The sequence below is a fragment of the Telluria sp. LT2P80 genome (genome assembly GCF_059685955.1).
On sequence record NZ_JCASIO010000006.1, the window covers coordinates 201,133 to 214,772 of the forward strand.

At 66.1% G+C, this 13,640-nt stretch carries 12 protein-coding genes and 1 pseudogene; 9 read left to right on the forward strand and 4 right to left on the reverse strand.

What is annotated here, in order from left to right; all coding sequences use genetic code 11:
- The first annotated feature begins 2 nt into the window (after positions 1–2).
- The 4 genes from AC56LW_RS16790 (at position 3) to AC56LW_RS16805 (ending at position 5,941) form a co-directional block, all read left to right on the forward strand.
- Positions 3–2,825 carry an ATP-binding protein gene (locus tag AC56LW_RS16790; RefSeq protein ID WP_499636207.1) on the forward strand — a complete coding sequence of 941 codons (2,823 nt, stop codon included), beginning with the start codon at positions 3–5 and terminating at the stop codon, positions 2,823–2,825.
- Between the two features lie 96 nt (positions 2,826–2,921).
- Positions 2,922–4,061, forward strand: coding sequence for a sensor histidine kinase (locus AC56LW_RS16795; RefSeq protein WP_499636209.1), 1,140 nt, complete (start codon positions 2,922–2,924; stop codon positions 4,059–4,061).
- On the forward strand, positions 4,058–4,816 hold the full coding sequence (locus tag AC56LW_RS16800; protein ID WP_499636212.1) for a LytR/AlgR family response regulator transcription factor: 759 nt from the start codon (positions 4,058–4,060) through the stop codon (positions 4,814–4,816). Before AC56LW_RS16795 ends, AC56LW_RS16800 begins: the two co-directional genes overlap by 4 nt.
- Positions 4,817–4,921: 105 nt before the next feature.
- Positions 4,922–5,941 carry a formylglycine-generating enzyme family protein gene (locus tag AC56LW_RS16805; protein WP_499636215.1) on the forward strand — a complete coding sequence of 340 codons (1,020 nt, stop codon included), beginning with the start codon at positions 4,922–4,924 and terminating at the stop codon, positions 5,939–5,941.
- Between the two features lie 31 nt (positions 5,942–5,972).
- Here the strand turns inward: AC56LW_RS16805 and AC56LW_RS16810 are convergent, their stop codons facing one another.
- The gene (locus AC56LW_RS16810) at positions 5,973–6,488 is read right to left on the reverse strand and encodes a CcdC protein domain-containing protein (protein ID WP_499636217.1); all 516 of its coding nucleotides are present in this window, start codon (positions 6,486–6,488) and stop codon (positions 5,973–5,975) included.
- 118 nt (positions 6,489–6,606) lie between these two features.
- Here AC56LW_RS16810 and AC56LW_RS16815 point away from each other — a divergent pair, with 118 nt between their 5' ends.
- Together AC56LW_RS16815 and AC56LW_RS16820 are read left to right on the forward strand one after the other, a co-directional pair.
- The gene (locus tag AC56LW_RS16815) at positions 6,607–6,792 is read left to right on the forward strand and encodes a hypothetical protein (RefSeq protein WP_183553968.1); all 186 of its coding nucleotides are present in this window, start codon (positions 6,607–6,609) and stop codon (positions 6,790–6,792) included.
- A gap of 55 nt (positions 6,793–6,847) precedes the next feature.
- The gene (locus AC56LW_RS16820; protein ID WP_499636219.1) at positions 6,848–7,549 is read left to right on the forward strand and encodes a YjjG family noncanonical pyrimidine nucleotidase; all 702 of its coding nucleotides are present in this window, start codon (positions 6,848–6,850) and stop codon (positions 7,547–7,549) included.
- On the opposite strand, the gene AC56LW_RS16825 is transcribed toward AC56LW_RS16820, so the two are convergent.
- Positions 7,535–9,124, reverse strand: a complete 1,590-nt coding sequence (locus tag AC56LW_RS16825; RefSeq protein WP_499636221.1) for a GGDEF domain-containing protein — start codon at positions 9,122–9,124, stop codon at positions 7,535–7,537. The genes AC56LW_RS16820 and AC56LW_RS16825 overlap by 15 nt on opposite strands.
- 306 nt (positions 9,125–9,430) lie before the next feature.
- On the opposite strand from AC56LW_RS16825, the gene AC56LW_RS16830 reads away from it, so the two are divergent.
- Together AC56LW_RS16830 and AC56LW_RS16835 are read left to right on the forward strand one after the other, a co-directional pair.
- On the forward strand, positions 9,431–10,480 hold the full coding sequence (locus tag AC56LW_RS16830; RefSeq protein WP_183553964.1) for an NAD(P)-dependent alcohol dehydrogenase: 1,050 nt from the start codon (positions 9,431–9,433) through the stop codon (positions 10,478–10,480).
- Positions 10,481–10,569: 89 nt separating this feature from the next.
- Positions 10,570–11,772 (forward strand): annotated as a pseudogene (locus tag AC56LW_RS16835) (MFS transporter).
- Here the strand turns inward: AC56LW_RS16835 and AC56LW_RS16840 are convergent.
- Together AC56LW_RS16840 and AC56LW_RS16845 are read right to left on the reverse strand one after the other, a co-directional pair.
- Complete coding sequence (locus tag AC56LW_RS16840) at positions 11,760–12,653, reverse strand: LysR family transcriptional regulator (protein ID WP_499636223.1); 894 nt, start codon at positions 12,651–12,653, stop codon at positions 11,760–11,762. The pseudogene AC56LW_RS16835 and the gene AC56LW_RS16840 overlap by 13 nt on opposite strands.
- A gap of 6 nt (positions 12,654–12,659) precedes the next feature.
- Positions 12,660–12,980 carry a hypothetical protein gene (locus AC56LW_RS16845; protein ID WP_332530541.1) on the reverse strand — a complete coding sequence of 107 codons (321 nt, stop codon included), beginning with the start codon at positions 12,978–12,980 and terminating at the stop codon, positions 12,660–12,662.
- Positions 12,981–13,095: 115 nt separating this feature from the next.
- Between AC56LW_RS16845 and AC56LW_RS16850 the strand changes: the two genes are divergently transcribed.
- Positions 13,096–13,638, forward strand: coding sequence for a DUF6622 family protein (locus AC56LW_RS16850; protein WP_499636375.1), 543 nt, complete (start codon positions 13,096–13,098; stop codon positions 13,636–13,638).
- The last annotated feature ends 2 nt before the right edge of the window (positions 13,639–13,640 follow it).

The window sequence follows — 13,640 nt, forward strand, 5'->3', positions numbered from 1 at the left end:
CGATGTTCCACATTAAATCACTCGAACTGGTCCACTGGGATTACTGGCAGCGGATCAAGAACATCCCGCTCGACGCCAAGATCATCACGATCGCCGGCCAGAACGGCTCGGGCAAGACCACGCTGCTCGATGCGATGCGCACGCTGTTCGGGCTCGATTGCTCGATGGGCCGCACGTACAAACACTATGCGCGCCACTCGGGCCAGCAAAGTGCCTGGCTGCGCGCCGTCGTCGACAACAAGCCGGTAGGCCGCCAGTTGTCGAACCGGCCGTTTCGTCATTCGGGCTTTTTCGCCGACGATGAAGTGACGCTCTTTTGCCAGGTGCAGAAGAACGGCGGCGACTGGAAGCGCCAGTACCTGATGCGACCCGGGAACGTCGAGATCGAGGAAGTGACCGAAGCGACCGACTGGCTGGGCGTGGAAAACTACCGCAAGCGCCTGGCGTCGGCCGGCCTGTCGCCGGCGATGTCGAAAGTGCTGGCGCTTGAGCAGGGCGAGACCGACAAGCTGTGCGAATACGCGCCGCGCCAGTTGCTCGACCTGGTGTTCCAGGTGTTTGGCGACAAGGAAGTGCTGGACGCCTACGACGAAGCCAAGCGCCACCAGCGCGACACCGAGACCGAACTGAAACGCTTCGAGGCCGAGCTGGAAGCCTCGCGCACCAACCTCGAAGGCTTGCGCCTGCGCGTGGCCAACCACCATCAGTGGTCCGACCTGCACAAGGAAAAGCGCGAGCTGCACGAAGAAGTGCTGCCGGCGCTGCAGTACCACGAAGCGCGCGAGAAAGCGCTGCTGGTCTCGCGCACGCTGCGTGAAGCGAAGAAGCCCCTGGTGCAGGCCGACGGTCAACTGGCCGAGAAACGCAGCCAGCTGGCCAGCCAGCAGCGCGCGCTGACCGAAGCGCAAAAGCAGGAAACGCAGCTCGAGCAGGAGGGCGGCGAACTGGCCAAACGCCTGACCGAGGTAAACACGCGCCTGAAACCGCTGGAAAGCCTGCTGGAACAGCGCGACCGCCTGCAAAAGCTGTCGGCCGATGCCGGCGCCGACATCGCCGAAGTGGGCAAGCAGCTGGGTGAAAAAGAAGCCGAGCTGGCGCGCCAGAAGAGCGCGCGCGAAGCCGTGTCGACCAAGATCGCGGGCGAGCTGGCGACGATCTCCCAGTTGCAGGGCAAGAGCGCGATGCCGGAACCCGAAGCGCAGCGCCTGATGCGCCGCGCGCTGCGCGACGAAGGCATCGCGCACGCCATGCTGTCGGACATCGTCGAAGTGACCGATCCAAAATGGCAGGGCGCGGTCGAAGGTGTGCTCGGTGGTTACGCCTCGGTCGTGCTGCTTGAAAAAGCATCGGACGCTGCCAACGCCTACCGTCTGGCCGAGAAGGAGCGCTACCGCCACTTCATCGTGCCCGATTGCGTGACGGCGCCGGTCGTCAAGGATGACAGCCTGCTGTCGGTGGTGAGCTTTTCGGGCAAGGCGCCAGGCTGGTTGATCGACCAGCTGGAACGCATCGTGCGCGTCGATTCGGTCGACGACGGCTTCAAGAGCCGCTCGGACGAGTGGATCACGCCGGACGCTTACCACCGTGAACGCCGCGGTGGCCGCTCGCTGTTCGTCGAAGCATCGCGTTATCGCTTTGGCGCAGCCGGCAAGACGCAGCGCCTGGAAGCGATCCAGAAATCGCTGCCGGCGCTGGAACAGAAAGAAGACGCGCTGACGCTGGCGATCTCGAAGCTGGCGGCCGAAGTGGGCGGCCTGAAGGCGCGCATCGCTGGCGTGGATGCGGCCAAGGAACTGTCGGCGCGTCAGGAAGAATTTGAAGAAGCAGCGCGCGCACTGGCGCCGCTCAAGGCCGAGCGCATGGAAGTGGGCGCGCGCCTGGGCGAGCTGCAAACGCTGAGCAAGAACGCGACCGTCGCGCGCACCCGCGCCGACACCGTGTGGCAGAACGCGCGCATGGCGCTGTCGGAAGCCGAGGCGGGCATGCGCCTGAACCATCGCCGCCAGATCGACCAGCGCACAGAGCACGCCAAAGCACTGCTGGAGTTGCGCCGCAGCTGGCGCGCAGTGCCGGGCGCGTGGAAGAATCCGAACTGGCGCGGCGACCTGGTGGCCAAGCACCAGAATGCGCACCAGGTCAATCTGCGCCTGGGATCCCTTGAAGGTTCGCTGGCGCGCGACGACTGGGAACTCGATCCGACCGTGGTCGACCAGTATGCGCGCCTGCACGACCAGCTCGAAAGCCGCCAGACGGAGACCGAGGAGCGCCGTTACCAGAACAACCGCGCGATCGAAGCGACCGGCAATGCGCGCGGCGCCTACATCGAGCGCCTGCGCTACACGATCAAGACCTACACCAAGAACATCCGCGAACTGGGTGGCCTGGCCGGGATCGACGTACAGGCGGATCCGGTGCGGCTCGAGAACGATGACGTGCAACTGTCGCAGGCCGGCCTGCATGTGCGCTTCAAGTTCGACGGCAAGGACCAGATCGGGATGAACGACGGCGAAGCGTCGGGCGGCCAGCAGGTCATGAAGTCGCTGGTGCTGCTGATTGGCCTGCTCAAGTCCGAAGAAGGTTCGGGCGGCTTCGTGTTCATCGATGAACCGTTTGCCCACCTGGATATCCGCAACATCCAGCTGGTCGGCGAGTTTTTGAAGAACACCGACGCCCAGTACCTGATGACGACCCCGCTGACGCACAATACGGACGTCTACGACCCGTCGGAACTGACGCTCATCACGAGCAAGAAGAAGAAGGACCAGCAGTGGGCGCAGCCGATCTTCGTGCTGCAGCGCCGGAAGGAAGACGCGAAGGCGGCTTGATGCAAAAAGGGATCCGGTACCGGCTCCCTTTTTTTATGCCTGTTTGCACCACGAATTGGTACGGCCAAGGGGACGCTCACGTTACGATCGCGCATCATGCACATCACCACATCCATCAAGCCGGCCTGGCACGCATTCTGGACCCTGCGCAAGCACCACCCCGGGCCATGGTGGATGCGTCCGGCGATCGCCAGCGGCTTGGCCACGCTGGCATGGGCGGCACTGGGTCTGCTCGGCCTGACCGACATGCTGACCATCGAGACGCGCGATCCCGATTTCATGCGGCGTCTGGTGATTGGCGTGTTCCTGTTGTTCCAGTCGATCGCCTGGACGATGCTGGCGCTGGTGCGCGCCGTCGAGTGGCTGCTGTCCGCAGAACGCCTGGCCGCGCTCTCGCCGGTGCGCGACTGGCGCGCGGCCGTGGCGGTCGGCGCCATGCTGGTCGTCGGTATCATGGCCGGCAACCTGGTCGGCAGCGGTGTGCTGGCGATGGTCTACCCGGGCAGCGAATTGTCCGGTGGGTCGGTGCTGCGGCGCCAGATCCGTTTTTTGCAATTCTTGCCGTTCCTGGCTGTCGTGCATGGCATCTTCTGGCGTTTGCGCCTGCAGCGCCATGCCCTGCAGGCACAGGCGGCCGAAGCGCAGCTGCGCCTGCTGCACGGGCAGATCGAGCCGCATTTCCTGTTCAACACCCTGGCCACGATCGAGTCGCTGCTGGCGTACGATCCGGCGCGCGGGCGTGAGATGCTCGAAGCGTTTTCCGACCACCTGCGTTCGAGCCTGTCGCAGTTGCGCGGACCGGACGCCACGTTGGATGCCGAACTGGCGATGGTGACGACGTACCTTCGCCTGCTGCACATCCGGATGGGGCAGCGGCTTGTGTTCACGGTCGATGCCAGCATCGAGGCACGTGCCGCGCGCATGCCGTCGTTGCTGCTGCAACCCCTGGTCGAGAACGCGATCCGGCATGGCCTGGAACCGAAGGTTGGCGGCGGCAGCGTGCGTATCGATGCGCGCGTCGAACAGGGCCGGCTCGTGATCCGCGTGGTGGACGATGGCCTGGGCCTGGAGGTTCCATCACGCTGTGCGCGCACGGGCGCCGGTATGGCGTTGGAGAATATCCGCGCGCGCCTGCACCATCGCTACGGCGAGGGTGCCTCGCTCGCGCTCGAGGCCAGCGCCGGCAGCGGTGGCACCAGGGCGACGCTCGACCTGCCGTATCATTCCACACCATGACCACCGCCCTGATCGCCGACGACGAACCACACCTGGCCCGCCACCTGGCCACAAGTTTGCAACAGCTCTGGCCGGAACTCGAGATCGTCCACGTGGCCGAAGACGGCATCGACGCCGCCGCCGCCATCGCCAGGTTCATGCCGGATCTGGCGTTTCTCGACATCCAGATGCCGGGCCTGTCCGGTCTTGAAGTCGCGCAGGGAATCGAGGGCACTACGCGCGTGATCTTCATTACCGCGCACGACGAGCACGCGCTCGAGGCGTTCGAGCACGCGGCGCTGGACTACCTGCTCAAGCCCCTGCGCCTCGAACGCCTGCAACGCACGCTCGCGCGCGTTCGGACAATGTTGCAGGCACCGCCGGTGCCCGAGAACGCCGCGCTGGCGAGCGTGCTGGAACAGTTGATGCGAACGAAAACGGGGGAGGGTGAGCGCCTGCACTATGTGCGCGCCGCCAAGGGCGGGTTGGTCCACAACGTGCCGGTGGGCGATGTGCTGTTCTTCCAGGCCGATGACAAATACACGGTCGTGCGCACGGCAGGCGATGAATACCTGATCCGGGCACCGATCGCCGAACTGGCTTCGCGCCTGGACCCGGCGCATTTCCGGCAAGTGCACCGCGCCACCATCGTCAACCTGGCCCATCTCGTTGGTACCCGGCGCGACGAGGCCAGCCGCCTGTTCCTGCGCATGCGGGGCCATGCGGTCGAGCTGCCGGTGAGCCGCGCCTACGTGGCCTTGTTCCAGGCGATGTAGCGGTTTGCTTGCCACTCGTCGGCCGCATTGTCGATCCGTCGCGATGCGGCTGCGCGGGCACCCTCGTGCTGGCACTCTGGCGCCATTGACCACGAGGAGCCCCTGATGAAAACCCTGATCGTTTCCCTGTCCCTGCTGTGCGCGAGCGCTGCCGCCGATGCCGCGACAGCCACCATAGCCCCTGCCAAGCCTGTTTCCGCGCCTCCGATGGTCACGGTCCCGACTGGCCAGTTCACGATGGGCAGCACCGAACCGCGCATCGGTGACGGCAGCCACAATCCGGCCGAACAGCCGCCGCACCTGGTGCGCATCCAGTCGTTCCGCCTGGCCCGTTACGAGACCACGGTTGGCCAGTTCCGTCAGTTTGTCGCGGCGACCGGTTACCGGACGCAGGACGCGTGCTGGCAGTTCGACCGCGCCGACGGCATGGCCCGCAAGGACGTCAAGTGGAATACGCCTGCCCATGCGCCGGGCGAGTTCCACCCGGTGCTGTGCGTGACCTGGGACGATGCGAATGCGTATGCCGCCTGGCTCTCGGGTCAGACCGGGCGGCGCTTTCGCCTGCCGAGCGAAGCGGAATGGGAGTACGCCGCGCGTGCCGGGACGACCACGCGTTACCCGTCCGGCGACGATGCCGACGGCCTGTGCACCTATGCGAACATGAAAGACCGGCGCTTCAAGGCCGCGCTCAAGCAGGACTATGGCCTGGACATGCTGGCGACCGATTGCGACGACGGCGCTGCCTTGACGACGGTGGTCGGCATGTATCCGGCCAATGCCTTCGGCCTGTACGACATGATCGGCAATGTGGCGGAATGGGTGGCCGACTGCGAACACCCGGATTACCAGGGCGCGCCGGCGGACGGCACGGTCTGGCGTGGCGCTTGTGAGAAAGAGAATGACTATTTCATCACGCGCGGCGGCAGCTATGCGTCGGCGCGGACGGTGTTGCGCAGCGCTGCACGCGGCCATGGTGGCCGAACCAATGCCAGCAGCCTGGGCGAAGGGTTCCGTATTGCCGAGGATATCGGGGCGTGTGATGAAACGTGCGCGGTGAACGACGCCGACTTCGACGCCGCACTGGCGCTGGCCCAGAAGACCGAGCGTGACAGGCGCCTGAACTAGTACGCGTCTACAGCTGCGTCTACAGTTGCATCTACAGCTGACTCTCGCGCCTGGCCCGCCGCCGCCAGCGCAGCAGCCCGGCCGAATAACAGGCGAAGTAGCCGCTGGTCAGGCCCACGCACAGCATGGTCAGCGGGCTGTCGCTCAGCTGGGGCGTGGGCAAGCCCTTGCCCTGGTTGGCGTAGATCTCGACGCCGATGTACAGGATGCGCGCCACCAGGATCATTGCCATCACCAGGCCCAGGCGGGCGTTCGGCGTGAAGAAGTAACCCTCGGGCGTGGCCTCGAAGCGCGACAGCTTCAGGCCCCACACGCCGTAGCCGATGCCGCCGGCGGCCCCTACCAGCAGCGCTGCCAGGTTGTACGGACTGGCCAGCAGCTGCGCGGCCGGCACCAGGATCATCGCGCCAAACACCAGGATGCCCGTGTAATGGCGCTGGTAGATCGAGCGCTGGCGCAGCATCTGCTTCTTGATGCGCGCGTAGATGCGCCAGACCAGCAGCGGGGTCAGGACGAGCAGGGCCAGGGTGGTGATCGAAAGTTCCATGGGGACGGTCAGCAGGCGGTGTGCGGAAAGACCGCATTGTAGCCCACTGCCGGCGCGCGCCACCCCGCAGGAGCGCATGCTAAGGTGGGCCAATCAGCCAATCGAGGAGGACCGCATCATGCAAGCAGGCCATACCGCGCAATCAGCGCCGCCGTTTTCCATCCACGCCCATCGCGCGCCGGATCCGGCGCCCGTCGACGATCCGATGCCGGACCCGTTCGAGGCACCGCACCCGCACCCGCACCACCAGCCGGGCCATCTGCCGCACGATGACGAGCCGGTGCCCGATCCGAACCCCAGCTGACGCAGCTTGGCGGCGGGTGCTACCATGGAGCATTGCCGCTTTACTGTTGGACGCAATGAAACACCGACTTTTCCTGTTTGACCTCGACGACACCCTGCTCGATTTCCGGGCTTCCGAACAAGCTTCCTTCCAGCGCACGATGGCGCACCTCGATCTGCGTGACGGCCTCGACGTCCTGTTCGCGCAGTACCAGATGACCAATGTCGCGCTGTGGCGTCTCTTCGAACAGGGCGCCGTGTCGAAGGACTTCCTGCGCATCGAACGCTTTCGCAAGACCTTCGCCGACAACGGGATCGACCTCGATCCGCACGTCGCCAGCGATGTGTACAGTGAATCCCTGGCCGATACCGTCGTGCTGGTCGATGGCGCCGTAGAGGTGTGCGAAACGCTGGCCGCCATCGGCGAAGTGGGCATCATCACCAATGGCGCGCACGCGATCCAGCACCGGCGCATTGCCAGTTCGGGGCTGGCCCCGTTGCTGTCGTTCGTGGCGACGTCCGAAGCCTGCGGCTTCGCCAAGCCGGACAGCCGCTTCTTCGAGTACACCAGCAAGATGGCGCGCACCTTCACCAAGCCCGATACGGTGATCGTGGGCGACCGGCTGGACGCCGACATCCTCGGTGCCAACCGCTTCGGCATCGACAGCGTCTGGTTCAATCCGGGTCGCATGGCCAACGAATCGCTCGCCATTCCCACCTGCGAAGTCGACAGCCTGCACGACATCGACGCCTCATTGCGCCGCCTAACCCTTGCCTGAATCGGCGCCGGTGGCGCTGAAGGCCGCGCCGGACACCCGGTTGCGGCCCGCGGCCTTGGCCTGGTAGAGCTGCATGTCCGCGCGCACGACCAGGTCGGCGGTGCTCAAGGACTCCTTGCCGCCAGGCTCGAAGGAGGCCACGCCCAGGCTGGCCGTAATGGTCTCGAAGGGCGATTCCACGTGCGCGATGCGCAGGCCGAGGATGTCCTGGCGCATGCGTTCGGCAACGGCCAGCGCACCCTGCAGATCGGTCGCCGGCAGGATGATGGCGAATTCTTCGCCGCCGTAACGGGCGGGCAGGTCGCCGGTGCGGTTCAGGCTGGCAGCCAGCACGCCACCCACGCCCTGCAGGCAGGCATCACCGGCCGGATGGCCGTAATGGTCGTTGTACTTCTTGAAGTAGTCGATGTCGAGCAGGATCAGCGCCAGCGGCGCATTGCTGCGCTGCGCGCGGCGCCATTCATGGTCGAGCATGTCATCGAAGCGGCGCCGGTTGGCCAGTTGCGTGAGCTTGTCGGTGTGCGCCAGTTCGTGCAGCCCCTGGTTATCGCGCTGCAGGTCTTCGGAATAGGCGCGCAGGGTCTGGTCGAGCCGGTCGCGGATTGCGATCTGCCGCACCAGCTTGCGCCCGAACAGCGTGAACAGCGCAGCGATCAGTAGCGTGACCGCGCCGATCAGAAGGCTCGAGCGCTTCCAGTCGCCCAGCAGTTCGTCCTTGGTCTGGCCGACAGCGATCACGAATGGAAAACGGTCGAGCCGGCGATAGCTGTACAGGCGCTCGATCTTGTCGACCGTGGCGGTCAGGAACTCGGCGCCGGCCGACTTGTTGCGGATCGCCTCGAACACTACCCCATGGGACAGGTTGGTGCCGATGATCTTTTCGTCGAACGGGCGCCGGTAGACCACCGTGCCGTCATCCAGCGCCAGCAGCACCGTGCCGGTGCGGCCGACATCGAGGTCATCGTAGATCTGTTCGAAGAAGTTCACCTTCAGCGTGACCAGCACGACGCCGGCAAAGCTGCCGTCGGCATGGTCGATGCGGCGCGACACCGGCAATACCCAGATGTTGCTCGAGCGGCTGCGTACTGGATGGGCCACGTGGATGGCGCGCCCCGGATGCTCGCGGTGGTACTGAAAATACGCGCGGTCGGCGTTGTTGGCCATGACCGGCTGGTCCAGCGACGTGGCCAGCCACGCGCCATCTTCTCCATACATGAAGATGCCGTGCAGCTCGGGCGTCGTGTGGGTCAGGTCGACCAGGTGCGCCTGCAGCCGCGCCAGCGCTGCGGGGCTTGTGCCATCGTGTTCGACGCGCTCGGCGACATTGGCCAGCGCCATGCTCGTGGTCTTCATGGCCGATTCGACCTGGGCTCCGACCATGCGCGCGACGTTGCTGATCGCCACCGTGGTCTGCGCGATCTGCGCCTGGCGCGTCGTCTCGATGAACCACGCGGCAAAGGCCACCAGCAGGATGCAGGCCAATACCGTCGCGGCGACCACGAAGCGCACCACGGGCCTGCGCTTGCTGGACAAGCGCAGAAAATCGAGGGCCGGATTGTCGTTGGATGGTGTCAATGCGCCTGCGCTCCATGGAATGCGACCGGGGTTACGCATCGGCCTGGTGTGATGCGAGGTTCTCCCGAGCCTATTGTGCCACCGGCGTCGATGCTATGGCGCAAGCCGCCGTGCCTGGCCGGCCGGTCCATTCATGAGAGAGCGTCATATCCCCCATGAGCGAATCGGTCTTACTCTCGCGCGCCAGCAGGGCTATAGTGGTTGCTGGTAGATTCACCCAGTGTCGCCGCGCCTTTGCGCGACCCTGCGACCCTGCGGCCATCCCGCTAGTTCAAGTAAACAAGCAAGACCACCATAAGGATTCCCATGACTGTCAAAGCCTATGGCGCCTACGCGCCCGACCAAGCCCTCGAATCGATGGACATCACGCGCCGCGCACCTGGCGCGCACGACGTGCAGATCGCGATCGACTTCTGCGGCGTCTGCCACTCCGATCTGCACACCGTGCGCGGCGAATGGGCCGGCTCGCAGTTTCCCTGCGTACCAGGCCACGAGATCGTTGGCCGCGTCTCGGCCATCGGCGCCCACGTCACGCAGCACAAGGTCGGTGACCTGGTCGGCGTCGGCTGCATGGTCGACTCGTGCAAGGCGTGCGCCGATTGCGGCGAAGGCCTCGAAAACTATTGCGACAACATGGTCGGCACCTATAACGGGCCAACCCCGGATGCACCGGGTCACACGCTGGGCGGCTACTCCGAGCAGATCGTCGTGCACGAGCGCTTCGTGCTGCGCGTGACGCACCCGCAAGAGCAGCTGGCCGCCGTGGCGCCGCTGCTGTGCGCCGGCATCACCGTCTGGTCGCCGCTGCGGCACTGGAACGCCGGTCCCGGCAAGAAGGTCGGCATCGTCGGCATCGGTGGCCTGGGCCACATGGGCATCAAGCTGGCCCACGCCATGGGCGCGCATGTGGTGGCCTTCACGACCTCGGCATCCAAACGTGACGATGCGCTGGCGCTGGGCGCCGATGAAGTCGTGATCTCGAAGGATGCCGACGCCATGGCGGCGCAGGCCAAGACGCTCGACCTGATCATCAACACGGTGGCCGCGCCGCACGACCTGGACGCGTTCCTGCAGATCCTCAAGCGCGACGGCACCATGGTGCTGGTCGGTGCGCCGGATTCGCCGCACCCTTCGCCGCAGGTGTTCAACCTGATCATGAAGCGCCGCGCGATCGCCGGTTCGATGATCGGCGGGATCCCTGAAACCCAGGAAATGCTCGATTTCTGCGCCGAACATGGAATCGTGTCCGACATCGAGATGATCCGCGCCGACGAGATCAACGGCGCCTACGAGCGCATGCTCAAGGGTGACGTCAAGTACCGGTTCGTGATCGACAGCGCCACGCTGGCCGCGTAAGCATCCTTCGGCCCCGTCGCTGGCTGCATCTCCGCTCCTCCTGCACCCAGGTGCAGGAGGAGCGTTTGTTTTCTACTCCTGCATAACCAATGAATCCAACCATTTCCGTCGCTTGCGACAGCAAGCCGGCCGGGCCCGCGGCATGGGGCGCCGTGCTGGCGATGTCGCTTGCCGCCTTTGCCCTCGTCGCGTCCGAATTCATGCCGGTCAGCCTGCTCACGCCCCTGGCGGCCGACCTGCGCATCACCGAAGGCCAGGCCGGGCAGTCGATCGCCATTTCCGGCGCATTCGCGCTCCTGACCAGTCTGTGCCTGACATCCGTCGTGGGGCGGCTCGACCGCAAGACGCTGCTGCTGGCGCTGACCGGCCTGATGATCGCCTCGGGTACCGTGGCCGCGTTTGCGCCGAACTATCCGCTGTTCATGGTCGGCCGCGCGCTGATCGGCGTGGCCATCGGCGGCTTCTAGTCGATGTCGGCGGCCACCGCGATGCGCCTGGTGCCCACGGCCGACGTGCCGCGCGCGCTGGCGATCCTCAATGGCGGCAATGCGCTGGCCACGGTGATCGCGGCGCCTGCGGGCAGTTACCTGGGCGGGGTGATCGGCTGGCGCGGCGCCTTCTTTTGCCTGGTGCCGGTGGCGACGGTGGCCCTGGCCTGGCTCTGGTTCAGCCTTCCGGCGCTGCGCCCCGAGAACCGGCAGGCACCAGCCAGCATGTTCGCATTGCTCAAGCGTCCCGCAGTCTGCCTGGGCATGGCGGCAGCAAGCCTGTTCTTCATGGGGCAGTTCGCGCTGTTTACCTATCTGCGGCCGTTCCTTGAAACCGTGACCCGCGTCGATGTGTCGACGCTGTCGCTGATGCTGCTGGTGCTGGGTGTGGCCGGCTTCATCGGCACCACGCTGATCGGGTCCGTGCTCAAGGCACGCATGTATCCGGTCCTGATCGCGATCCCGCTCATCATGGCGGCGATCGCAGCGGGACTGCTCATCGTCGGCCAGTCAGTGGCGGCAACGACAGTGCTGCTGGCCATCTGGGGACTGGTGGCGACGGCGGCGCCGGTGGGCTGGTGGACCTGGCTGGCGCGCACGCTGCCGCGCGATGCCGAAGCTGGCGGCGGCCTGATGGTGGCGGTGGTGCAGCTGGCGATCATGCTGGGCGCCACCGGTGGCGGCCTGCTGTTCGATGCCAGCGGCCATGGCGCCACGTTCGGGTTCAGTGCCGCCGTGCTGGTCGCGGCCAGCTTGCTGGCATTACTGGCGGCGCGCGCCGGCCGCGTCGATCAACCCGTATAACGTAGCGCGTCGATCACGAGGCCCAGTGCGCGCGATGAATGGCGCCGGCTCGGGTAGTAGGCGTGCAGGCCGGGAAAGCTGGGACACCAGTCTTCCATCACGCTGACCAGGCGCCCGGCCTCTACATGCGGCGCGACCAGGCTCCCGGGCAGGAAGGTCACGCCCACGCCGTCGAGCGCCGCAGCCAGCATGTGATGGACATTGGTAAACACCGCCTGGCCGCGCACGCGCGCCTCGATCGGCTGGCCGTCATGCAGCAATTCCCACGCATACAGCCCGCCGCTGCTGGCCAGCCGCAGGTTGATGCAATTGTGCGTCATGAGATCCTGCAACGAGGCCGGCGCCGGCTGGCGCGCGAAGTAGGCAGGCGCGCCCACGATCCGCATCGGCACGTCGGCCGTCAGGCGCACGGCGATCATGTCCTTTTCTACCTGATCGCCATGGCGCACGCCGATGTCGAAGCGTTCGGCTGCGATGTCCACCAGGCGGTAGTCCGAGCTGATTTCGATGTGCAGCTCGGGATACTGCGGCAGCAGCGGCGCGATGCGTGGCCATAGCACCGTGTCGATCACGTGGTCAATCGCCGTGATGCGCACGGTGCCGGCGGGCTTGTCGCCCAGGTCGGTGATGGCCGTGATCTCGGCATCGATTTCTTCCAGCCGCGGCCCCACGTTCTGCAGCAGGCGCTCGCCCGCCTCGGTGGGCGAGACGCTGCGCGTCGTGCGCGTGAGCAGGCGCACGCCCAGGCGCTCTTCGAGCCCGCGCACGATGTGGCTGAGCGCCGATTGACTCATGCCCAGCTTGGCAGCGGCACGCGTGAAGCTGCGCTCGCGTGCAACGGCGATGAAGACGAGGATATCGTTGATGTTGTCGCGGGCCATGCGGGCTCAGACCTGATCGGCCTCGCCGCCGCTGCGGGTGCTGCGCAACCAGTCGCTGCCCTTGCCAGCCAGCGCCGTATCGATGACGCCCTGCGGCAGGCTGTAGACGGTGGCCCAGGTGGCGCGCCCGTCGATATCGTTGGACGGGAAGCTGGTGGTCTCGATCGGCCAGTGGTACTTGCGTTTCAGCGCGCGCACGATGGCGGCCAGCGTCACGCGTCCGCGCAGCGGTTCGCTGCCGGCCTGGTCGGCGTTCGACAACAGCACGGCGAGTACCGCGCCGCGTGCGGTGCGTGGGCCGGGGAAGATGGGATGTTTGCTTGCCATGGGCAGATTCTACCCGGCCAGCGCAAAGTTCGCGCCGCGCGGCTGGCGGTTCGCGCCGCCCGGGCGCCACTTCGTCGCACGGGATGCCGCGGCGCCCGGCGCGTCCGCACAATGCATGCATCTTCTACCTGTTACGGAGCCCGCCATGCTGATCCAGATCCTGACCCACACGCCCCTGTATGTCTGGGCCATCCTCGCGTTTCTGCTCTGGCGCGGCGTCGCCGAGATGCGCGATCGCGAACTGACGCTGCGCCGGATGCTGATCCTGCCGCTGGTGATGCTGGGATTGTCGCTGAACGATATGGCGCTCAAGTTCGACATGGGAATGGTGCTGGTCGCCGCCTGGGGCACTGGCTGTGCGGCAGCGGCGCTGCTGGCCTGGCGCTTCGGCCGCACGCGCATCGCGGCAGGCACGGCGCCCGACCGGGTGCTGGTGCGCGGCAGTGCGATGCCTTTGATGCTGATGCTGGCCATCTTTCTGACCAAGTACATCACGTCGGTGGTGCTGGTGATCCAGCCGCAGCTGGCGCACCAGCTGGCGGTGGCCGCGACGATCTGCCTGGTGTTCGGTGTGTTCAACGGGGTGCTGCTGGGCCGCCTGGCACGCATGGCGGGCGCCGTGGGACAGCAGCGGGCAGGGTTGCCCGCCGCTGTCTAGAC

Bases quoted from the DNA above. Each gene is read 5' to 3' on its own strand.
- AC56LW_RS16790 (WP_499636207.1), top strand. From the start codon at position 3: ATGTTCCACATTAAATCACTCGAACTGGTCCACTGGGATTACTGGCAG.
- AC56LW_RS16795 (WP_499636209.1), top strand. From the start codon at position 2,922: ATGCACATCACCACATCCATCAAGCCGGCCTGGCACGCATTCTGGACC.
- AC56LW_RS16800 (WP_499636212.1), top strand. From the start codon at position 4,058: ATGACCACCGCCCTGATCGCCGACGACGAACCACACCTGGCCCGCCAC.
- AC56LW_RS16805 (WP_499636215.1), top strand. From the start codon at position 4,922: ATGAAAACCCTGATCGTTTCCCTGTCCCTGCTGTGCGCGAGCGCTGCC.
- AC56LW_RS16810 (WP_499636217.1), bottom strand. From the start codon at position 6,488: ATGGAACTTTCGATCACCACCCTGGCCCTGCTCGTCCTGACCCCGCTG.
- AC56LW_RS16815 (WP_183553968.1), top strand. From the start codon at position 6,607: ATGCAAGCAGGCCATACCGCGCAATCAGCGCCGCCGTTTTCCATCCAC.
- AC56LW_RS16820 (WP_499636219.1), top strand. From the start codon at position 6,848: ATGAAACACCGACTTTTCCTGTTTGACCTCGACGACACCCTGCTCGAT.
- AC56LW_RS16830 (WP_183553964.1), top strand. From the start codon at position 9,431: ATGACTGTCAAAGCCTATGGCGCCTACGCGCCCGACCAAGCCCTCGAA.
- AC56LW_RS16840 (WP_499636223.1), bottom strand. From the start codon at position 12,653: ATGGCCCGCGACAACATCAACGATATCCTCGTCTTCATCGCCGTTGCA.
- AC56LW_RS16845 (WP_332530541.1), bottom strand. From the start codon at position 12,980: ATGGCAAGCAAACATCCCATCTTCCCCGGCCCACGCACCGCACGCGGC.
- AC56LW_RS16850 (WP_499636375.1), top strand. From the start codon at position 13,096: ATGCATCTTCTACCTGTTACGGAGCCCGCCATGCTGATCCAGATCCTG.